General features: G+C 67.5%; 18 protein-coding genes. 5 read left to right on the top strand and 13 right to left on the bottom strand.

What is annotated here, in order from left to right:
* Nucleotides 1-21: 21 nt before the first annotated feature.
* The gene (locus tag AABA51_RS05380) at nucleotides 22-708 is read left to right on the top strand and encodes a DUF1045 domain-containing protein (protein ID WP_338275156.1); all 687 of its coding nucleotides are present in this window, start codon (nucleotides 22-24) and stop codon (nucleotides 706-708) included.
* On the opposite strand, the gene phnN is transcribed toward AABA51_RS05380, so the two are convergent.
* From phnN to phnG, 8 genes are read right to left on the bottom strand one after another with little or no spacing between them, the layout of a single operon-like run.
* Nucleotides 690-1250 (bottom strand): phosphonate metabolism protein/1,5-bisphosphokinase (PRPP-forming) PhnN, encoded by a 561-nt coding sequence (phnN, locus tag AABA51_RS05375; RefSeq protein ID WP_338275154.1) that lies wholly within the window; start codon nucleotides 1248-1250, stop codon nucleotides 690-692. The genes AABA51_RS05380 and phnN overlap by 19 nt on opposite strands.
* Nucleotides 1247-1927 carry a phosphonate C-P lyase system protein PhnL gene (gene phnL / locus AABA51_RS05370; protein WP_338276445.1) on the bottom strand — a complete coding sequence of 227 codons (681 nt, stop codon included), beginning with the start codon at nucleotides 1925-1927 and terminating at the stop codon, nucleotides 1247-1249. The genes phnN and phnL overlap by 4 nt, the downstream gene beginning before the upstream one ends.
* 13 nt (nucleotides 1928-1940) lie before the next feature.
* Nucleotides 1941-2711: a phosphonate C-P lyase system protein PhnK gene (gene phnK, locus AABA51_RS05365; RefSeq protein ID WP_338275152.1), complete on the bottom strand. Its 771-nt coding sequence runs from the start codon at nucleotides 2709-2711 to the stop codon at nucleotides 1941-1943.
* On the bottom strand, nucleotides 2708-2887 hold the full coding sequence (locus AABA51_RS05360) for a hypothetical protein (RefSeq protein WP_338275150.1): 180 nt from the start codon (nucleotides 2885-2887) through the stop codon (nucleotides 2708-2710). The genes phnK and AABA51_RS05360 overlap by 4 nt, the downstream gene beginning before the upstream one ends.
* Nucleotides 2884-3714, bottom strand: a complete 831-nt coding sequence (locus AABA51_RS05355; protein ID WP_338275148.1) for an alpha-D-ribose 1-methylphosphonate 5-phosphate C-P-lyase PhnJ — start codon at nucleotides 3712-3714, stop codon at nucleotides 2884-2886. Before AABA51_RS05355 ends, AABA51_RS05360 begins: the two co-directional genes overlap by 4 nt.
* Entirely contained in the window at nucleotides 3711-4802 is a 1092-nt protein-coding gene (locus AABA51_RS05350) for a carbon-phosphorus lyase complex subunit PhnI (RefSeq protein WP_338275145.1), read from the bottom strand. Before AABA51_RS05350 ends, AABA51_RS05355 begins: the two co-directional genes overlap by 4 nt.
* Nucleotides 4803-4805: 3 nt before the next feature.
* On the bottom strand, nucleotides 4806-5372 hold the full coding sequence (phnH, locus tag AABA51_RS05345) for a phosphonate C-P lyase system protein PhnH (RefSeq protein ID WP_338275143.1): 567 nt from the start codon (nucleotides 5370-5372) through the stop codon (nucleotides 4806-4808).
* A 3-nt stretch (nucleotides 5373-5375) separates the two neighbouring features.
* A complete protein-coding gene (phnG, locus tag AABA51_RS05340; RefSeq protein WP_338275141.1) occupies nucleotides 5376-5831 on the bottom strand; it encodes a phosphonate C-P lyase system protein PhnG in 456 nt (151 codons plus the stop codon).
* Between the two features lie 99 nt (nucleotides 5832-5930).
* Between phnG and phnF the strand changes: the two genes are divergently transcribed.
* From phnF to AABA51_RS05325, 3 genes are all read left to right on the top strand, one after another.
* Complete coding sequence (phnF, locus tag AABA51_RS05335) at nucleotides 5931-6647, top strand: phosphonate metabolism transcriptional regulator PhnF (RefSeq protein WP_338275138.1); 717 nt, start codon at nucleotides 5931-5933, stop codon at nucleotides 6645-6647.
* 82 nt (nucleotides 6648-6729) lie between these two features.
* The gene (locus AABA51_RS05330; RefSeq protein WP_338275136.1) at nucleotides 6730-7917 is read left to right on the top strand and encodes a PLP-dependent aminotransferase family protein; all 1188 of its coding nucleotides are present in this window, start codon (nucleotides 6730-6732) and stop codon (nucleotides 7915-7917) included.
* A gap of 8 nt (nucleotides 7918-7925) precedes the next feature.
* Nucleotides 7926-8594, top strand: coding sequence for an RraA family protein (locus AABA51_RS05325; protein ID WP_338275133.1), 669 nt, complete (start codon nucleotides 7926-7928; stop codon nucleotides 8592-8594).
* Nucleotides 8595-8614: 20 nt separating this feature from the next.
* Here AABA51_RS05325 and AABA51_RS05320 read toward each other — a convergent pair whose 3' ends face one another.
* From AABA51_RS05320 to AABA51_RS05305, 4 genes are all read right to left on the bottom strand, one after another.
* Nucleotides 8615-9229, bottom strand: coding sequence for a response regulator (locus AABA51_RS05320; RefSeq protein ID WP_338275131.1), 615 nt, complete (start codon nucleotides 9227-9229; stop codon nucleotides 8615-8617).
* Nucleotides 9230-9231: 2 nt separating this feature from the next.
* The gene (locus AABA51_RS05315) at nucleotides 9232-13200 is read right to left on the bottom strand and encodes a PAS domain S-box protein (RefSeq protein WP_338275130.1); all 3969 of its coding nucleotides are present in this window, start codon (nucleotides 13198-13200) and stop codon (nucleotides 9232-9234) included.
* Nucleotides 13201-13338: 138 nt separating this feature from the next.
* On the bottom strand, nucleotides 13339-14529 hold the full coding sequence (locus AABA51_RS05310) for an FIST signal transduction protein (protein WP_338275127.1): 1191 nt from the start codon (nucleotides 14527-14529) through the stop codon (nucleotides 13339-13341).
* Between the two features lie 325 nt (nucleotides 14530-14854).
* Nucleotides 14855-15382 (bottom strand): hypothetical protein, encoded by a 528-nt coding sequence (locus tag AABA51_RS05305; RefSeq protein ID WP_338275125.1) that lies wholly within the window; start codon nucleotides 15380-15382, stop codon nucleotides 14855-14857.
* 278 nt (nucleotides 15383-15660) lie between these two features.
* Between AABA51_RS05305 and AABA51_RS05300 the strand changes: the two genes are divergently transcribed.
* Nucleotides 15661-16686, top strand: a complete 1026-nt coding sequence (locus AABA51_RS05300; protein WP_338275123.1) for a hypothetical protein — start codon at nucleotides 15661-15663, stop codon at nucleotides 16684-16686.
* Nucleotides 16687-16761: 75 nt separating this feature from the next.
* On the opposite strand, the gene AABA51_RS05295 is transcribed toward AABA51_RS05300, so the two are convergent.
* Entirely contained in the window at nucleotides 16762-18690 is a 1929-nt protein-coding gene (locus AABA51_RS05295) for a TRAP transporter large permease subunit (RefSeq protein WP_338275121.1), read from the bottom strand.
* Nucleotides 18691-18707: the final 17 nt, after the last annotated feature.

The raw sequence follows: 18707 nt of genomic DNA, 5'->3' as shown, positions 1-18707 counted from the left end.
GTCTCGAAAGGTCTCTGTGATATGGACGGATTTCGCCGCTATGGTCTTTACGTGGTGCCCGAGGGCGGGCTTTACCGCGCGGGCGCGGATTGGCTGGGTTGGGACAGCGTGGCGGGGGCCCGCACCGTGCCGCCCGATCTGCCGGGCCTGCCCGACAGCGCCGAGGCCTTGACCGCGACACCCCGCAAATACGGGTTTCACGGCACGGTCAAGCCGCCCTTTCACCTCGCCCATGGCACGAGTGCTGCAGCGCTCGACGCCGCCGCGCGGGGGTTTTGCGCGAGCCGCGCGCCCGTGACGATCCCGGCAATGACGCTCAGGCGGCTGGGCCGTTTCATCGCCATCGTGCCTGCGGCCCCTTCGGCGGCGCTGGCCGATCTGGCAGGGGCCACCGTCGCAGCCCTCGACCCGTTCCGCGCGCCACCCTCCGAGGCCGAATTGGCACGGCGGCGCAAATCCTCCCTGACCGAGCGGCAAGAGGCGCTTCTGGCGCTCTGGGGCTATCCTTACGTGATGGAGGAATTCCGCTTTCACCTGACGCTCACCGGCGCGCTGTCGCCAGAGGCGGCCGAGGTGACGGAACGCGTGCTCGCCACCCATTTCGCGCCCCATCTGGCGGCCCCCGTCGTGATCGACAGCCTGTGCCTGATGGGCGAGGATGACGACGGTCTGTTCCACCTCGTCCACCGCTACACCCTTTCGGGGTAGAGCGCCGAAAGCGCCGCGTCGACGGCGCGCTCGAGCGGTCCGGAATTGTCGATCTCGGTCACGGTCAGGCCTGCGGGGAAGGCGGGCGCGGGCCGCGCAAGGCGGCGGGCGATCTCGGCCCGCCCCTCGCGCCCCCGGCCAGCCAGCCGTGCGGCCAGAACCTCGGGGCGCGCGGTGACATGCAGGACATGGAGGCCCGGAAAGACCCGCGCGGCCTGTCCCAACATGGCCCGCGACAGGTTCGCCAGCGCATCCTGCCCGCGCGCCAGGGTCTGATGCACCTCGCGCGGGATGCCGTAGCTCAGCCCATGGGCCTGCCAATGCAGCGCGAAATCCCCCCCCGCCGCGCGGGCCGCGAAAAGCGCGGGCGATATGGCCTCGAAATCCTCGCCCCCTGCCTCAGGGGCGCGGGTGACCACGCGGCGCACACGGACAAGATCGGGGCGTTTGGCGCAAAGCGCCTCCATCAAGCTGTCCTTGCCGACGCCCGAGGGGCCGACGACCGCGATCAGGCGGCCCGGTACCGTGCCGCCCTCGCTCACGCGAGCCTCGGGGTGAAGACCGAGACGTCGATCTCGCGGTCGGCGACACGGGCGCGGGCCTCGAGATCATGGAAGATGCCGACGATGGCCGCGCCGCCTGCCTTGGCCTCCTCGATCAGGGTCAGGACGGTTTCGCGGTTCGTGGCGTCAAGGCTCGCAGTCGGCTCATCGAGCAGGAGCGCCGGATAGGCATGGGCAAAGCCGCGCGCGATGTTCACGCGCTGCTGTTCGCCGCCCGAGAATGTGGTGGGCGAGAGCGACCAGAGCCGTTCGGGAATGCGCAGCCGCGTGAGCAGATCGCGGGCGCGGTCGAGCGCTGCGGCCTCCGGACGGCCAAGGGCCAGAAGCGGTTCGGCCACCACCTCCAGCGTGGGCACGCGCGGCACGACGCGCAGGAACTGGGAGACATAGCCCAAGGTCTCGCGCCGGAGCGCGAGGATCTCGCGCGGCTCTGCCCGGGTGATGTCGAGGCTGCCGATCCGGACGCTGCCGCCCTGGGCCAGGTAATTGCCATAGAGGATGCGCATGATCGTGGATTTGCCCGCCCCGCTTTCACCCGTCAGCGCCACGCATTCGCCGGGTGCGACGGCAAAGCCCGCCCCCGCGATCACCGGAATGGTCGCGCCGCCCTGGTTGTGGAGCGTGAAATTCTTGGCCAGATTTTCGACATGGATCATGGGGGTCATCGGGTCACACCTGCAGGACGGAGCTGACGAGCAGCTGGGTATAGGGGGCTTGCGGATCGTCGAGCACCTGGTCGGTCAGGCCGGTTTCGATCACGCGTCCATCCTTCATCACCATGAGCCGGTCGGCCAGAAGCCGCACGACGGCAAGATCATGGGTGACGACGATGGCCGACAGCCCCATCCGCCGCACCAACCCCCGGATCAGGTCCAGAAGCCTTGCCTGCACGCTCACGTCGAGCCCGCCCGTAGGTTCGTCCATGAAGACGAGCCGCGGACCGGTCACGAGATTGCGCGCGATCTGCAGGCGCTGCTGCATCCCCCCCGAAAAGGCGCTGGGGCGATCGTCGATGCGGGCCTCGGCGATCTCGACCCGGCCCAGCCAATCGGTCGCCTGCGCCCGGATCTCGCCGTAATGGCGCGCGCCCACGGCCATCAGCCGCTCGCCCACATTGCCGCCCGCCGAGATGCGCATCCGCAACCCGTCGCGCGGGTTCTGGTGGACAAAGGCCCAATCGGTGCGCCCCAGCATCCGGCGCTCGGGCTCGGACATGGTCAGCACATCGCGCGGCCCCTCGGCCCGGGTGTCGAAGATGACGCGGCCCGTGTCGGGGGGCAGATGACCGGCCAGGCAATTCAACAGCGTCGACTTGCCCGAGCCGCTTTCGCCCACGATGCCCAGCACCTCGCCGGGCCACAGGCGGAAGGACACATCGGCACAGCCGATCCGCCCGCCATAGCTTTTTCCCAAGGATTGCACGTCGAGAAGCGGTGTCATGCGCCCTTCCCCTTCATCTTTCCAAAAATATGCATGCCAGCATCGGCCGCCCCGCGCAGGTTTCGGGGCAGATGCGCGGTTTGCTGCCGCAAACCGTGCCGGAAAACTGCAGTTTTCCGCGCCGGAAAACCCGGGTTTTCCGACGCGAAAAACGCGCGTTTTTCGCCGCCCGTCATGCCGCCTCCCCGCGCCGTCCGGCGCAATAATCGGTGTCGGAACAGACGAACATGCGGCTGCCCCGGTCATCGGTGATCACCTCGTCGAGATAGCTCTCCTCGGCCCCGCACAGCGCGCAGGGGTGGGGCGCTTTGGACGGGTCGAAGGGATGGTCCTCGAAATCGAGGCTCACCACGCGGGTGAAGGGCGGCACGGCATAGATGCGCTGCTCGCGCCCCGCACCGAAGAGTTGCAGCGCGGCGGACACCAGCCGCGGGTTGTCGAATTTCGGGATCGGCGAGGGCGACATGACATAGCGGTCCTCGACCATCACCGGGTAGGAATAGGCGGTCGCGATTTCGCCGTGGCGGGCGATATCCTCGTAGAGCTTCACATGCATGAGCCCGTAATCCTGCAGCGCATGCATCTTGCGCGTCTCGACCTCGGAGGGTTCTAGAAAGCGCAAGGGTTCGGGCATCGGCACCTGGTAGACGAGGATCTGCGCCTCGGTCAGGGGCGTTTCGGGGATGCGGTGGCGGGTCTGGATGATCGTTGCCTCGGTCGTGCGTTCGGTCACGGCGATCTGTGCCGTCTTTTCAAAGAACTTGCGGATCGAGACGGCATTGGTCGTGTCATCCGCGCCCTGGTCGATCACCTTCAACGTATCCTCGGGCGTCAGGCAGGCGGCCGTCACCTGCACGCCGCCCGTGCCCCAGCCATAGGGCATCGGCATCTCGCGGGAGGCGAAAGGGACCTGGTAGCCCGGCACGGCGACCCCTTTGAGGATCGCGCGGCGGATCATGCGCTTGGTCTGTTCGTCGAGATAGGCGAAATTGTAGTCGCTCATTCCGCGGCCTCCTGCCGTGTGGTCGCCATCGCCTCGGCCCGCAGACGCCGGATCAGTTCCAGTTCCGACTGGAAATCGACGTAATGGGGCAGCTTGATATGTTCGAGGAACCCCGTCGCCTGCACGTTGTCGGCATGGTAAAGGACGAATTCCACGTCCTGCGCGGGCGCGCCGGAATTGTCCTCGCCCAGTTCCTCCCACCTGAGCGCGCGGTCGACGAGCGCCATGGAAATCGCCTTGCGCTCGGTCTGGCCGAACACCAGGCCATAGCCGCGGGTGAATTGCGGCGGCTCGGTTTTCGAGCCGGTGAACTGGTTCACGGTTTCGCATTCGGTCAGAACGACCTCGCCCAGTTCGATGGAAAAGCCGAGTTCGGGGATCTCCATCTCGACGGGCACGGTGCCGATGCGCAATTCGCCCACGAACGGGTGGTTCTTGCCGTAGCCGCGCTGGGTGGAATAGGCGAGCGACAGGACGAACCCCTCGTCGCCGCGCGTCAGCGCCTGCAGGCGCAGGGGACGGTCGGCGGGGAAATCGAGCGGTTCGCGCGTCAGGTCGCGGGGGGTTGCGGGGCCATCGGGTTCCGGCTGGATCAGGTCCTCGCGCGCCAGAAACCCCGTGACATGGGGCACGGGGGTGCCATCGGCCTCGGCCTCAGGGGCGGCATCGGGGGCAAGCCCTTCGGCGGCCAGCGCGAAATCGAGCAGCCGGTGGGTATAGTCGAAGGTGGGGCCTAGGATCTGGCCGCCCGGCAGGTCCTTGAAGGTCGCCGAAATGCGCCGGTCGCAGGCCATGGCGGCGGTGTCGACCGGGTGGGAGGCACCAAAGCGGGGCAGCGTCGTGCGATAGGCGCGGATGAGGAAGACCGCCTCGATCAGGTCGCCGCGCGCCTGCTTGATCGCAAGCGCCGCAAGGTCGGGATCGTAGAGCGAGCCCTCGGCCATCACACGGTTCACGGCAAGCGTCAGCTGTTCGCGGATCTGCGCGATGGAAAGCTCGGCGACGGACGGGTCGCCGCGCCGTTCCTCGGCAAGCCAGGCATGGGCATTGTCGATGGCGCGCTCGCCGCCCTTGACTGCGACATACATGGCTCAGCCCTCCACTGTCGTGCTGCGCGGCAGGCCGGCCAGCCGGTCGCCGCAGGTGAGATAGGTGTCGAAGCCCAGGGGGAAGCGGCGGCGATTGGCCTGGAAAGCCGCGATCTCGGGCAGGGACAAGGACGATGTCGTCTCGATCCCCGGACCGGTGAGGGTCGCGCCCACCTCGCTGAGCGTCTCCATCTCGACGATCAGGGTGGCGGCGCGGTCGGGATATTCGGGCGTGCCGGGGGCAAAGCGCGTGACGGGCTGCAAGGCCGCCCATGTGCCCAAGCCGAACATGGCCTGTTCCGGCCCGGTGAAGGGCGCGCCGGTGTGAAAGGTGATCCAGCCGCGCAAACCGTCGGTGTCATGCGAGGGCGCGAGGTAAAGCGGCGTTGTCGTGTCACACAGCGTCAGGATCAGGGATGCAGCGGCCACCGAACAGGGCGCGGGCGGGGCTGTTCCGGTGATCGTTTCGATCCGGCCGGGCCGCGCCATCGCCTGAAGGGCCGCCCGAAAGGCATGGGCCGCGTCGCGGGCGGGATCGGCGAAACCGCCGTCGAGATACTGGATCGTCATGGCTCAATCCCCCCGGACCATGGTGAAGAATTCGACCTTTGTCGCGGCGGCGCGGGTGGCGCGCGCGGTCTTGCGGGCCTGCGCCTCGCTCCGAAGGGGGGCGAGGATCGCGAGATCAAGCCGCTCTGCCTGCCCATCCTCGGACAGGGCGTCGATGAGGGCGGCGATGCGCGCCGCCTCCCGGTCGCGGCCCTGCACATGGCCGTGGCCCACCGCGCCCGAGGCCAGCCGGACCGAGCAGCGCGTGACCGTCATCTCGCCAAGGTTGAAGGGCGCGCCCGTGGCCCCTGCCCTGCCGCGCAGCATGATCGTGCCGATCTCGGGCGGGCGGATCAGGTCGTGGTCTGGGCTTTCGGCCATGTGGTCGGTCCAGAGCGCCCGCAGCCGTTCGGCGGGGGCCCCGGCCAGAACCGACAGGCGGTCGCGGCGGGCGGCGGTTTTGGGGTCGGTGGCAGACATCTTGGCAAGTTGTCCATTTATTTATACAACTATACAAATCTGATCTCACAGGCCCCGAGTCGACACAAGGGGCCGCCGCATGAAGTTTTGGTGACACCGATGGGACGATCCCCCCTCTGGACCGCGATCCGCGACCACATCACCGAGGATATCGCGCGCGGCCAATATGCGCCGGGCGACCGGCTGCCGACCGAGGCGCAGTTGGCCGACCGCTTTGGCGTGAACCGGCACACCGTGCGCCGGGCTTTGGCGGATCTGGCGGAGGCGGGCATGGTCCATGCGCGGCGCGGCGCGGGCGTTTTCGTGCGCCACAGGCCCACCGCCTATCCCCTGGGGCGAAGGGTGCGGTTCCACCAGAACCTGACGGCGGCGGGCCGGGTGCCGGAACGGCGCATCCTGTTGCTGGAAACCCGGATCGCCAATGCCGAGGAGGCGGAGGCGCTGCAACTGGAGACGGGCGCACAGGTCCATGTCTACGAGGGTCTGAGCCTTGCCGATGGCGCGCCCATCGCGCTGTTTCGGTCGGTGTTCCCGGCGGCGCGGTTTCCGAACATGCTCGCGGCGCTACGGAGCAGCCAATCGGTCACGGCGGCTTTCGCGGCGCATGGCCTGGGCGATTACACCCGCGCAAGGACCGAGATCACGGCGAAACCCGCGACGCCCACGCTGGCCGCGCAATTGCAGCTGCCTGCGGGGGCCGCGATCCTGCGCACGGTCGCGGTCAACGTGGATGGCGCGGGTTTGCCCGTGGAACTTGGCCGGACATGGTTCGCGGGCGACCGCGTGGCGCTGACGCTCGGGGCCGAGGGGCTTTAGCCTGCCGGACACGAAAGGGGGGTTGCGGCGGCGGGTCCGGCCCTGTTCATCTGGGGGCAAGGACAGCGCGGGAGGCAGGACGATGGCGATACATCTGGCCCGGAGGATGGCGCGGGTCGAGCCCAATGCCATCGGCGAATTGCTGGCGCTGGGGGCCGATCCCTCGATCATCTCCTTTGGCGGCGGCTACCCGGACCCGACGCTGTTTCCGGCCGAGGCGCTGGGGCAGGTGATGGCCGAAGTGATCGCGGCACCGGGCGGGCAGTCGATGCAATATGCCCCCTCGGACGGTTTGCCGGAGCTGCGCGAACAGGTGGCGGCCCTGATGCGGGCGGATGGCACGCCCTGCAACGCGGCGGATGTGCTGATCTTGCAAGGCAGCCAGCAGGGGCTGGATTTCGCGGCGCGGATGCTGGTCGATCCGGGCGATGTCATCGTGACCGAGGACCCGACGTTCCTGGGCGGGCGGATCGCCTTTGACCCCTGCGAACCGGTTTATGCGCCGGTTCCCATGGATGACGACGGCATGCGCATGGACGTGCTGGAACATGTGCTCAAGACCCGGCCAAAGGTCCGGATGATCTACACGATCCCCGAATTCCAGAACCCCACGGGCGTCACCCTGTCGCTGGAGCGGCGTCACCGGCTGCTCGAGCTGGCCAATGCCCATGACGTGGTCGTGCTGGAGGATACGCCCTATCGCCAGATCCGGTTCACGGGCGAGACGCTGCCGACGCTGAAATCGCTCGATACCGAGGGGCGGGTGATCCATCTGGGATCGTTTTCCAAGGTGCTGGTGCCGGGGCTGCGGGTGGGCTGGGCCGTGGCGGCCCCTGCGCTGCGGGCCAAGATGGCGCTCTTGAAGCTCGCCAATGACACCCAGACCTCGACGCTGAACATGGCCGCGACGAGCCTGTTTCTCAAAAAGCATGATCTCGATGCGCATGTCGCAACGCTGCGGGCGGCCTATGCGCGGAAAAAGGCGGTGATGCTCGATGCGATGCGCCGTCATTTCCCGCAAGATGTCGCGGTCACCGACCCCGAAGGCGGGCTTTTCACCTGGGCGACGTTTCGCGACGGGTTCGATGCCACGGCCTTCATGCGCGACGTGGCCTTGCCCGAGGCGCGGGTCGCCTATGTGCCGGGGGGCAGTTTTCACCCCGTGACCGAACGCGCCAATACCGCGCGGTTCAACTATTCCGCCCAGTCCGAAGCCCGCATCGAAGAGGGGATCGCGGCGCTTGGGGCGGCCCTGAAACGCCATGCCTGAGGTCTGCCATGCCCGTGACGATCCATCCCGCGCCCGCGCCCCTGCCCGAAACCGCCATCGCGCCCTGGCGCGCGGTGCCCGTGGCGCTGGCCGTCGATTGCGCGCCGGGCGCGCGCCAGATCGACCCGAGCCTGCGCCCGCTGCGCCCGGCAGGCGAACAGCCGCGCCTGTTCGGGCGGGCGGTGACGGTGCAGGTCACCCCGCCCGATTTCGGCGCGATGCTGCATGTGCTGGACCTTGTCGGACCGGGTGATGTGCTGTGCGTGGCGGCGGGCGGCAACGCGCACTGGGCGATGATCGGGGATATCCTGTCGGGTCAGCTGCGGCGCAGGGGTGTCGCGGGGCTGGTGGTCGACGGGGCGGTGCGCGATGTGGCGACGCTGGCGGGCTGGCCGGATTTCGCGGTCTTTGCCCGCCACATCACCCCGCGCGGCCCCACGGGCGCCGAAGGGGGCGTGATCAATGCGCCCGTGGATCTGGGGGGCGCAAGGATCGATCCGGGCGACCTGATCCTTGGGGATGATGACGGTCTTGTCTGCCTGCCGCCCGAAACCGTCACGGGCGGGCTGGACCCGGTGCGGGCCAAGGCCGCGCGCGAAAGGGAGTGGGAGGCGGGGCTTGCCGCAGGGGCAAGTGCCGCCGTGGTCTTTGGCCTGGGGCCCGCCGACCCCGGTTGAGCGCGAGGCGCCGTGCGCGCTCAGACCATGCCCGCGATCCGGGCAAGATCTGCGGCCGCCGCGCGATCGGGTGTGCCGAGCTTGCGGCACAAGGTCTTGAGATGGAGGCGCACCGTGGGTTCGCCCAAGCCCAGGTCGCGGGCGATATCGGCGTCGGATTTGCCCTCGCACAGCTTTTCGAGCACATCGCGTTCCCGCCGCGTCAAGGCGCCGGGGGGCGTTGCATCGATCGATGCCGCACGGGGCGCGGAGGGGTCATCTTGCAGCGTGATCCTGTCCCCCTTGGCCATCGCGCGAACGGCGGCCACGAATTCGTTCGGCGGCATCACCTTGGACAGGAAACCCGCCGCCCCCATGCGCAACGCATCCTCGACCACGTCACGCGCGGCATTGCCCGACATCAGCGCGACAGCCGCCCCCTTGCCCTCGGCCAGGAACCGCGCGAGGCCATCGAGCCGGTCCATGCCCGGCATGCGGAAATCGAGCAGGACCAGATCGAAAGGCTCGGCCTTTCGCGCAATCTCGAGCGCAGCAGGCAGATCGCAGGCCGCCGTCACCTCGATGCCTTCCTTTCGGAGCCAGGCATCGAAGAAATCGCGCAAAAGTTCATGGTCATCGGCAATCAACACACGCATGGCTACTCGTCTCGGTTCACTGAAGAAAGAATGACGCGCTCGGCCGTGGACAACAGCGCCTCGCGGTCGAGCGGTTTGGGCAAGACGGCGGAGAAATCATCGCTGTTGCGCCCGGTTTCCCCGACCAGCGCCGTCACGAGGACCACCGGCAGGCCGGGTGCATGCAGCCGCGCCGCCCGTGCCAGTTCGGCCCCGTTGATCTGGGGCATGTCGTAATCGGTGACCAGAAGATCCCAGGCCCCGGGATCATCTTGCAGCGCATCGACAATGTCGCGCGGATCGGTCGAGGGGGCGACCTCGGCCCCGGCCGCCTCGAGATAGGCGGTGAGCACGTCCAGCACCTCTTGCTGGTCGTCGAGAACAAGGATCGTGCGCCCATCCAGCCGCCCGGTCAGCGGCGCGCCCGGCAGCGTGTCGGGCCTTTGGCTGTTGGACAGCGGCTCGGTCGGCCAGAAGACATCGAAGCGCGTCCCCTGCCCCGGCGCGGTTTCCAGACGCATCGCGCCCCCGTTGTCCGCGATCACCGAGGACACGACCGCAAGCCCGAGCCCCGTGCCCTTTTCCCCCTTGGTGCTGAAATAGGGATCGAAGATGCGCGCGGCGACATTGGGCGGCATGCCCGGCCCCGTATCGACCACCGACAGGCAGGCGTAGCGCCGCTGGGGGTCGAGCCTGCCGACGGTCACGCCGCCCATCACGGCAGGAAGTTCGGGCGGGGTCAGGTTGATGGCGATCGACCCCGGCCCATCGGCCAGCGCGTCCCGCGCATTGATGGCAAGGTTCAGGATGACCTGAAGAATGTCGGTCGGATCGGCCAGCGCCTCGACCGCCTGATCGGGCAGGGACAGGAAAAGCCGCATCGGCGCGCGCAGGCTGGAGCGGACAAGCTCGGCCGCTTCGCGCACGGGTTGGCGCAGGTCGAGCGTGACCCGCGCAGGCTGACGCGCGCCAAGCGCCAAGAGACGCCGCACGAGGCCCGCGGCCTGGTCGGAGGCCGCCAGGATGCGCGCCGCGCCGATGGCGGCGCTGTCGTCCTGCGAGGCCGTTTCGCGGATCAGGGAGGCCCCCCCCGCGATCACGGCCAGCAGGTTGTTGAAATCATGGGCAAGCCCCGCGGCCATCTGGCCGATCATCTCGCGGCGCTGCGCCAGTTGCAGCTCGTGCTCCAGACGCTCGCGCTCGGCGCGCTCCTGCCTGCGCTGGGTGATGTCGCGGCTGATGATCAGGAAACCGCCATCATCCTTGCGGGTCATCGACACGTCCTGATCCACCGGCCTGCCGTCGCGGGCAAGGCCCATGATCTCGCCCGACCAGCCGCCGTCGCGCATCAGGACCGGCATCGCATGGGCCGTGAGCCAGGCGGTTTCCTCGGGACCGTAGAGGATGGACCAGTGCCGCCCCAGGACCTGGGCTTCGGAGCTGAAGCCGAACATCTCCAGATGGGCGCGGTTCATGTAGGTGTAGCAGCCCTCGCCATCGGTAATGGCGATGCCGTCAAGGCTTGCCTCCATCGCGGTGGCGCGGTCGGCGATGGCGCGCTGTTCGGCCAGTTTGAGTTCGGTGATATCGACCCGTAGACCGACGCGACCGCCATCGGGCGTGGCCTTTTCGTAGATCCTGAGCCAGGTGCCGTCCGCCAGCCGCTGTTCCACTTCGCTTTCATCCGCGCCATGCAGGCCGAGCCGTTGGGCCAGCCATGCCTCTTCGCGGCCATGCGCATCGGGATACTGGCCTTGCGCCAGCCCGTAGCGCAGGATGCTTTCGAAACTGGCCCCCGGCACGATGGCGGGCGCGGACAGGGCGTAGATTTCGCGGTAGCGGGTGTTGCAGATCACGAGCCGGTCGTCGCTGTCGTAGAGGACGAAACCGTCTCGAAGCGCCTCGACCGCCGTTTCGAGCGTCGCGCGCGCAGACGCCGCTTCGCGGGCGGCTTGGCGCAGCGCATCGGCCTGTCGCTTTTGCTCGGTGATGTCGACCTGCACGGCCATGAACCCGTCGAGATTGCCATCCTCGTCCTGCACGGGCTGGATGTCGATCGACAGCCAGTACCGTTCGCCGGTCCGCGACTGGTTCAGGATCTCGCCCTGCACGGCCATGCCCGCATCCAGCGCCGCGCGGAACCGGGCAACGGTTTCGGGGTCGGTATCCGCGCAATGCAGGAACTGGCCCGGATTGCGCCCGCGCACTTCCTCGAGGGTCCAGCCGGTGGTCTTTTCGAAGGCGGCATTCACCCATTCGATCCGGCGCTTTGCATCGGTGACCACCACGAGGTTCGTGGTGCGCCGCGCGATCTTGGACAGGCGTTCGATCTCGGCGCTTTGGGCGCGCAGGTCGGTGATGTCGCGCAAGGCGAAGATATAGCCGCTGTCGCCCTGCGCGGTGCCGATCACCTGCCACCAGCGTTCATCCGGCCCGAGCAGCGCGAGCTTGAAATCATGGCTGATGCTGCGCGCGCCCGCGTCCAGTTCGCGCAACTTGGCGCGCGCGATCGCAGCCAGCTCGGGCGGCAGGGTTTCCTCGGGGGTGCGATGGAGGAAATACTGGTAGACCGGATCGGGCACGGCGATTGCCCCGGAATGCCACGAGGTGAACCGCCCCTCGCCGTCAAGCTCGACGATCAGATCGGGCATGGCGGCCAGCACGGCCTCGAGCCTGCGGCGCTGGACGACGGTTTCGGCATGGGCCTGGGCCAGACGCTCGACCGCATCGCGGCGCGCCAGAACGGATACGACCACCTTGGCCACGGAGCGGATCAGGTAGACCTCGCCGGGCAGGAAGCTGCGCGTCGCGCGCACGGCGTCAAAGCCCACGAAACCATGGAACCGCCCGTCGCTGACCATGGGTGCGGCCAGGAGCGAGCGGATGCCCTGCAGGCGCAGCGTCTCTTTCTCGGGGGCGCTGTCGGGCATCGTTTCGACATCGGGGATCACGACAGGCTCGCCGGCATCGAAGACCGCCCGCCAATGGTCGATCATCCCCGACGGGATGTCTTGCAGCGTTTCGCGCATGGGCGCGATGCCGGGCGCGCACCATTCATGGGTATTGTCGATGAAATCGCCCTCGGGCCGAAGCCGGAAGACATAGACACGGTCCGTCGCGGTCAACCGGCCCATCCGGGCAAGGGCATCGTCGATGGCGATGTCCGTGTCATGGAGCGGCGCCCCCAGAAGCGCATCGAGAATGCCAACCGCCTCGCCCTGCATTTCGGTCAGGCGGGAAAAGGCACCGTGGATCGCCTCGAGCGGCGTATCGAGAATGCTGTCGGCCCGTTCCGGCGGCTTGCCCTCGACCAGGGCGACAAGGAGCGCGTTGCGCCGCGCCTCGCGCAGGGCACGCAGCGCCTGTACCGCGAAGCCCGCCACCTGTTCGAGCGTCCTGAGCCTGTCCGATGTCAGATCGGTGGGCGCATCAAAGACGAGCAAAAGGGCCGCCGCCGTTTCATCGCCGAGCTTCATGGGAACGATCAGCGCGGGGGTGGCGCCCGGCAAGCTGTCGGGCCAGGGCGCCCCATCGGCGGCCAGCGACCTCAGGTCGGGTATGCGGCGCGATCGCGCCAGGATGCCGGGCGGGATGGGCAGGTCCTGTCCCGCGAACCCATCGCAGGCGGAGGCCGCAATGCGCGTCTGCCCGCCTTCGTCGGTCAGGAAGAAACACTGGCGCGCCGGGACGCTCAGCCTGAGCACATCAAGCAGGGACTGGAGCGCCGCATCGGCGCTGTTGCGGCCGGTCAGCGCCTTCAATGCCTCCGACAGGATGGACCGATCCCTGAGCGCCGATGCCTCGCTCTGGCGCAGGGCGTCGGTGACCGAGAGGGCGTCGCGCAGCGCCTCTGTTTCGGCCAGCAGGCGTTGACCGAGATCGTCCAGTTCGCGGCTGCGCTCTGCCAGTTGCCGTTCGGCGGCGCGCCGGGCCTCCTGTTCCTCCGCGAGGCGGGCGGCCAGCCAGTCTGGATCGGTCTTGGCGTCTTTCATGCAACCGCACCTTGCCGCGCAGCCATGCGGGCCGCGGTCACTCGATACCGTGGGACACAGGATCGCGCATCGCGTATCGGACCGCAAGCCTTGCGGCAGCGATGCGCCTGCCGGTCCGGATGCGGGAAACCGGGATGCTCACGCATCAGGCGCGGCCAGCACACTGCACGAAATCATCAGGTTGCCGTGCCGGACCTCGTCGCCCGCAGGCACGCCCTGTTCGCCGAAGGTGAACACGCCCAGCCAGGGCGCATCCCCCAAGGCTGCGGTGACGCCTTGGGCCACCTCGCCAAGGCGGTCGCGCATCGACAACATGCATCCCCCGCAATAGACGACAAGGGCACCCGCCGCCGCCCCGCCGACATTTGCCCGCGCGGCGGCCGCCACCGCGCCGGCACGGCCAAGAATGCTGTCGGTCGTGCCACGCATCTGCCAGAGCCGATCCCCGACCGAGACATCGGCGAAGAGATCGACCGATCCGTCCGGGCAGACCGTCGCGGGATGGACGATCAGGTGGAAGGGCACATTAGCCACATGGCGCACCACGCGACCGAGCGGCCAAAGGGCCGTGGGCGCAAGGATGGACTGCGGCTCCGGGCCAACGGGGGGAACGACGCCGCCCGACCAGTGATGCAGAACCTCGGCCGCGCTCTGCCCGTCGATCTCGATCAGCTTGCGCCCTTCGGCGCGGGTGACCACGCCGCTGGGACCGATCGGGGCATAGCCGCTTTGATAGACCGATGCGATGGGCTGCGTGGGAAAGAGGACCGACACCACGATCCCGTCGCGGTGCAGCCCGTCGGGGCCGAAGAGCGCCCATTGGCCGCTCACGTCGTTGTCGGCCGCCGAACCGCCGACGATCAGGGTTTCGGACCCGAGCACGGAGCGCAGGCCCGCGAGAACCGCTTCCTCCCGCCCGGGAGAGGCCGTGACCCAGACCATGTCGGGCAATTCGCCCGGACGACCGGCCCGCACGAGCGCGGCAAGAACCACGGCGCGCGCCGCCGCTTGCGGATCTTCGCCCAGCGGGGCCGATGCCGTCCCGTAGCTGCCGTCCGGGTCCCAGATGGCAAAGGCGCCGCTTCCCGATCCGTCGATGGAGATGCCGTCCGAACCCATGACCCCCAGACAGGAGGACCCGCCGTGCAGGGGCACATCCCCAAAGGCCACGCGGCCCGCAAGAGCCAGTTCCTCCCGATCCAGACCGACCGCGAAATGGAGCGCCACGAAATCGGGCCGGGGTCGATCGGCAAGACCCAGGCCGGCGCAAAGCTCCGCGATCGCTGTCCGCGCCGCGCCCGCTTGTGATTGCGCTGTCCTGATGTCCATGCCGGTCTCCTTTACGGCAGGACAGTATCGAAAGTTTAGGGCGCCCGCTTTTGTCTTTGGGTTAAGTTCGCGCTCTTAAAGTATGCATGTTTGTATCGATAGATAGCAGGGACGGCGGGGCCGGACCCGATGCGCGCCACGCGACGGAGGCAAGCGGCATGGCATCCCTTGGCAGCTTTCAGCCAAGGGGGAATGCTGGCCCCTGACCTTCATGGCAGGGGAAAAAAACTTTGAAAAACAGATGGTTCAGGAGAGATCAGGGGGCGCACCGACCCAAGATCTGCGGCGGCCTGCGGGGCCGACCGCCGCAAATCGGATGACCTGATCAGTTCGGCGTGATGACGAGGCGCACAACGCCTTCCTGGACCATGACAAGTTCGCGACGCCCCTCGTCATGGCCGATATCGTAAAGATCGAGCAGGATCTCGCCGCCCTCGGGCGTCACGTCCCAGGTGCCCGTGATCACCGTATCCTCGCCCTCGGAATAGCCGCCCTTGGCGTAGAAACGCAGGCGTTCGGAGGTGATGAAGTAATCGGCCGCCGCCGTTTCACCGGCCGAGATATGCGGGCCCGTGCCGTTGCGATTGCCCAGAACGGGACCGGCATAACCCGCCCCGATCTGGGCGTTGAGCGGGCGCGGATCGCCATTGAGGACCGCGTCGATGAAGCCTTCGGTCAGGTAGCCATCGGCAAAGAGAAAGGGTTCGGCCATCGCGTCATCGACGATGACGATGGGGGCCATGTAATGGTCGGCTTCCGCGCGCAGGTTGGTGACGGAAAAGTTGAAGTCCTGGGCCGAGGCTGCGCCAGCCGCAAGGAGAAGGGCGCCGATCGCAAGAATTCCGTGTTTCATTTCGCTGTTCCTCCCGATTGGAAACGGTCGCATCGGGACGGGTTCGCGGCAGACATCCACCCCCCGTTCCCTGCTGCCTCGGGCAAGGTATGGGTTAATGCATCATTACCAAAACGGATAATAAATATACAAATCATTGACGAAACCGATACCACCGAACGGTGGTCAAATTCATGAAATCAATGCCAGTGATTTAGCAAATCTGCTTTGTGAAGGCATGCTCTCGCCCTACGCTTGCGCGACGTCGACGGTAAACGGACAGTAAACGGGAGGAGAACGTGAGACAGCTTTCGCTGGGCCTGCTTTTGGCCGCAACTACGGCCCTTGCGCCGATTTCGGCAGCCGCCGAACCGGAGCGCCTGATGGTGGGAACAGGCAATATCCCCATCCACCCGATGAACCTGCGCGTCATCATCCCCTGGGCAGAACGGGTTGCCGAACAGGGTGAAGGCGTGATCGAGCTGGTGGTCCGGCATGGTCCGATGCTCGTCAACAACGACAATTACGTCGACCGCGTGACCGATGACGTGGTCCAGATCGCCTTTGGCATGCTTGTCTTCCAGCCCGGCCGTTTCCCGCGCTCGCTGGTCACGTCAGTGCCCTTCGTCGAAGGTTCGGCGGAGGCTGCGGCCATCGCGATGTGCAGGCTCTACGAAGAGGGCGCATTCGGAGAGGACTTCGCCGATGTGGTGCCGCTGTTCTTCGTCCCGTTCCCGCAATCCTCGCTGCATGTGAACGGGGGCGAGTTGTCGTCGGTAACCGATATCGCGGGGCGCAAGATCATCGTCGGAAGCCCGACGGCGGCGGCCGTGGTGACCGGGCTTGGCGGCACGCCGCTGTCGATCCCGGTCTATGACAATTACCAGGCGCTGCAACTGGGAACGGCGGATGGCAATATCCTGCCCTTCACGGCTTTCCCGGCGTTCAACCTCCACGAGGTGACGACGGCGCATATGGCGGCACCACTGGGAGGGGCGACCGGCATGGTCTTCATGTCGCGGGCCCGCTGGGAGGCGCTGACGCCGGAGGCCCGCGCGGTGCTGGAGGCCAATTCCGGCTGCGATGTCACGCGCGAGGTGGGCGCGATCATGGATGCCTGGGATGCCGAGGGGCGCGCGATGGTCGCAGCCCAGCCCGGTCATACGGTCATCGACATCCCGCCCGAGGATCTGGCCCTGCTGCAGGGCGAGATCGCGCAGGCCGTGTTCGACGGCTTTGCCCAGCGCATCGAGGGCGGAGCGGAGCTGCTGGCGCAATGGCAAGAGGCCATGGCGGCGGCGCGCGCGGAACTGGGCGAGAACTGAGGCCCTATTCGGGCCAGATGAAAGGGCCGGCGGGACAGATCCCGGCGGCCCTTTTGCTTGCGCGCCAGCCCGTCGCTACATCGTCGAGGGCAGCCAGAGCGCCAGCGCGGGAAAGGCCACGAGCAAGACGACCTTGACCAGATCGACGGTGACGAAGGGCAGAACCCCGCGCATCACGGTTCCCAGCCGGACATCGCGGTCGATGCTCTTGAGGATGAAGAGGTTCATTCCGAAGGGGGGCGAGATCATGCCGATCTCGACCACCATGAGCATCAAGATGCCCCAGAAGAGGATGTCGTATCCCATCGCCAGCACGATGGGCGTGATGACCGGAACCGTGATGATCATCACCGCGAAACTGTCCATGACCGACCCCAGCAGCAGGTAGACGAGGATCAGCACCGCCAGCACGACGATGGGGCGCGCATCGATGGCCGCGACCCAGGCGCTCATCATGTCGGGGATGCCGCCCAGGTTGATGAAAAAGGCGAACATCAGCCCGCCGAAGATCAGCGCGTAGATCATCGCGGTGGTGGCCGTCGTCTCGGCAAAGACGGCGAGCATGCTTTGCCGGGTGAGCTTGCCGCGCAGAATGGCGAGCAGAACCGCGCTGACCGCGCCCACCGCCGCGCTTTCGGTCGCGGTGAAGATGCCGCCGTAAAGCCCGCCGATGACGACGCCGAACATCGCGATGACCGGGAAGGACCCGCGCAGGGCCGCGCGGGTCGCGCCGGGGGCGGCGGGTTCGGCGGCGGGCACTGTCGCAGGGTTCATGCGGATCGTGACGAAGATCGCCCCGAAATAGAGCACGACCGCCAGAAGCGCGGGGATCATCGCCGCCACGAAGAGCGCGCCGATGGAGCTTTCGGTCAGAAGCGCAAACAGCACCAGCACCCCCGAGGGCGGCACGAGCGCGCCCAGCGTTCCGCCCGCCGCGACACTGCCCGTGGCCAGACCCGGCGCATAGCCCGAGCGCGCCATCGCGGGCAGCGCCATGCGCCCGAAGGTGGCCGATGTGGCGATGGAATTGCCCGAAACCGCGCCAAAGCCCGCGCAGCCCAGGACGGTGGCATAGGCCAGCCCGCCCCGGAACCGGCCCAAAAGCGCCTGCCCGAGGCGGAAGAGGTCATCGGACACGCCCGCGACCACCGCGAAAGCGCCCATGATCAGGAACATGGGCAGGGTCGCCACCTGAGGGTTGCGCAAGAAATCGGCCGTATCGCCCGCGAAGGTGTTGAGCGAGGCCATCGGCCCCAGCATCCCCATCGCGCCCACCACCCCCACAAGGGCGGTCGCGGCGGCCAGAGGGATCTGCAACAGGACGGCGACCCACATCATCGCAAAGGCCACGCCTGCGGCGAGACCCGGCCGGAGCAGCGAAAATTCGGCAAAGCCGTCGAAATCGAGGATGATCCAGAGCCCGATGGACAAAAGGCCCCCCACGAAGACCGCCAACAACACGAGCACCACGGGGTGCGAGCGCCCCTGCCCCGGCGGCGCGCGAAGGGCCAGGGCATCCTCGGCGATCATGAAGACCTGCACGAGCGCGGCGGCGGCAAGCCCTGCGCTGATCGCGAAATAGGCGGGCGCAAGCGGGACCTGCAACAGGGGCGTCGCGCGCCCGCTGTCGCCAAAGCGCAGCGCCAGACCGAAAAGCCGCCAGGCAAGGATGGCGAAAAAGACGAAGAGCGCCACCGAGCCCGCCAGCCGCAGCCATGCCGTCAGGCGCGGGCCCGTCAGATGGGCCAGAAGATCGATCCTGAGATTGACCCGAAGGGAAGCCCCCGCAGGCAGGGTAAAGGCAACGGCGATGGCAAAGACGAGCGAAATGATCTCGTTCAAGGCAAAGACGGCGGTGGAAAAGAGCCACCGCGCCAGGACATCGCCCACGATCACCAGTGCGCCCAGAAGGGCCGCCGCGATGGCCCCGACGGCGATCAGGCCGGTCCCCTTTCGGAGCTGCGCCATGATCGGCGATGACGCGGTATCGACAGCAAGTTGCATCGCTTCCCTACCCTTTT

It is taken from the genome of Roseicyclus marinus (assembly GCF_036322625.1).
Classification (GTDB): domain Bacteria; phylum Pseudomonadota; class Alphaproteobacteria; order Rhodobacterales; family Rhodobacteraceae; genus Roseicyclus; species Roseicyclus marinus_A.
This window is presented reverse-complemented; position numbering and strand designations above follow the sequence as displayed.

Excerpts from the sequence above, each read along its gene's own strand:
- AABA51_RS05350 (WP_338275145.1), bottom strand. The coding sequence starts at position 4,802 with ATGTATGTCGCAGTCAAGGGCGGCGAGCGCGCCATCGACAATGCCCAT.
- phnG (WP_338275141.1), bottom strand. The coding sequence starts at position 5,831 with ATGTCTGCCACCGACCCCAAAACCGCCGCCCGCCGCGACCGCCTGTCG.
- AABA51_RS05305 (WP_338275125.1), bottom strand. The coding sequence starts at position 15,382 with ATGAAACACGGAATTCTTGCGATCGGCGCCCTTCTCCTTGCGGCTGGC.
- phnK (WP_338275152.1), bottom strand. The coding sequence starts at position 2,711 with ATGACACCGCTTCTCGACGTGCAATCCTTGGGAAAAAGCTATGGCGGG.
- AABA51_RS05315 (WP_338275130.1), bottom strand. The coding sequence starts at position 13,200 with ATGAAAGACGCCAAGACCGATCCAGACTGGCTGGCCGCCCGCCTCGCG.
- phnH (WP_338275143.1), bottom strand. The coding sequence starts at position 5,372 with ATGACGATCCAGTATCTCGACGGCGGTTTCGCCGATCCCGCCCGCGAC.
- AABA51_RS05325 (WP_338275133.1), top strand. The coding sequence starts at position 7,926 with ATGCCCGTGACGATCCATCCCGCGCCCGCGCCCCTGCCCGAAACCGCC.
- AABA51_RS05355 (WP_338275148.1), bottom strand. The coding sequence starts at position 3,714 with ATGAGCGACTACAATTTCGCCTATCTCGACGAACAGACCAAGCGCATG.
- AABA51_RS05360 (WP_338275150.1), bottom strand. The coding sequence starts at position 2,887 with ATGACGGGCGGCGAAAAACGCGCGTTTTTCGCGTCGGAAAACCCGGGT.
- AABA51_RS05330 (WP_338275136.1), top strand. The coding sequence starts at position 6,730 with ATGGCGATACATCTGGCCCGGAGGATGGCGCGGGTCGAGCCCAATGCC.
- AABA51_RS05310 (WP_338275127.1), bottom strand. The coding sequence starts at position 14,529 with ATGGACATCAGGACAGCGCAATCACAAGCGGGCGCGGCGCGGACAGCG.
- AABA51_RS05320 (WP_338275131.1), bottom strand. The coding sequence starts at position 9,229 with ATGCGTGTGTTGATTGCCGATGACCATGAACTTTTGCGCGATTTCTTC.
- AABA51_RS05380 (WP_338275156.1), top strand. The coding sequence starts at position 22 with ATGGACGGATTTCGCCGCTATGGTCTTTACGTGGTGCCCGAGGGCGGG.
- phnL (WP_338276445.1), bottom strand. The coding sequence starts at position 1,927 with ATGATCCATGTCGAAAATCTGGCCAAGAATTTCACGCTCCACAACCAG.
- AABA51_RS05295 (WP_338275121.1), bottom strand. The coding sequence starts at position 18,690 with ATGCAACTTGCTGTCGATACCGCGTCATCGCCGATCATGGCGCAGCTC.
- phnF (WP_338275138.1), top strand. The coding sequence starts at position 5,931 with ATGGGACGATCCCCCCTCTGGACCGCGATCCGCGACCACATCACCGAG.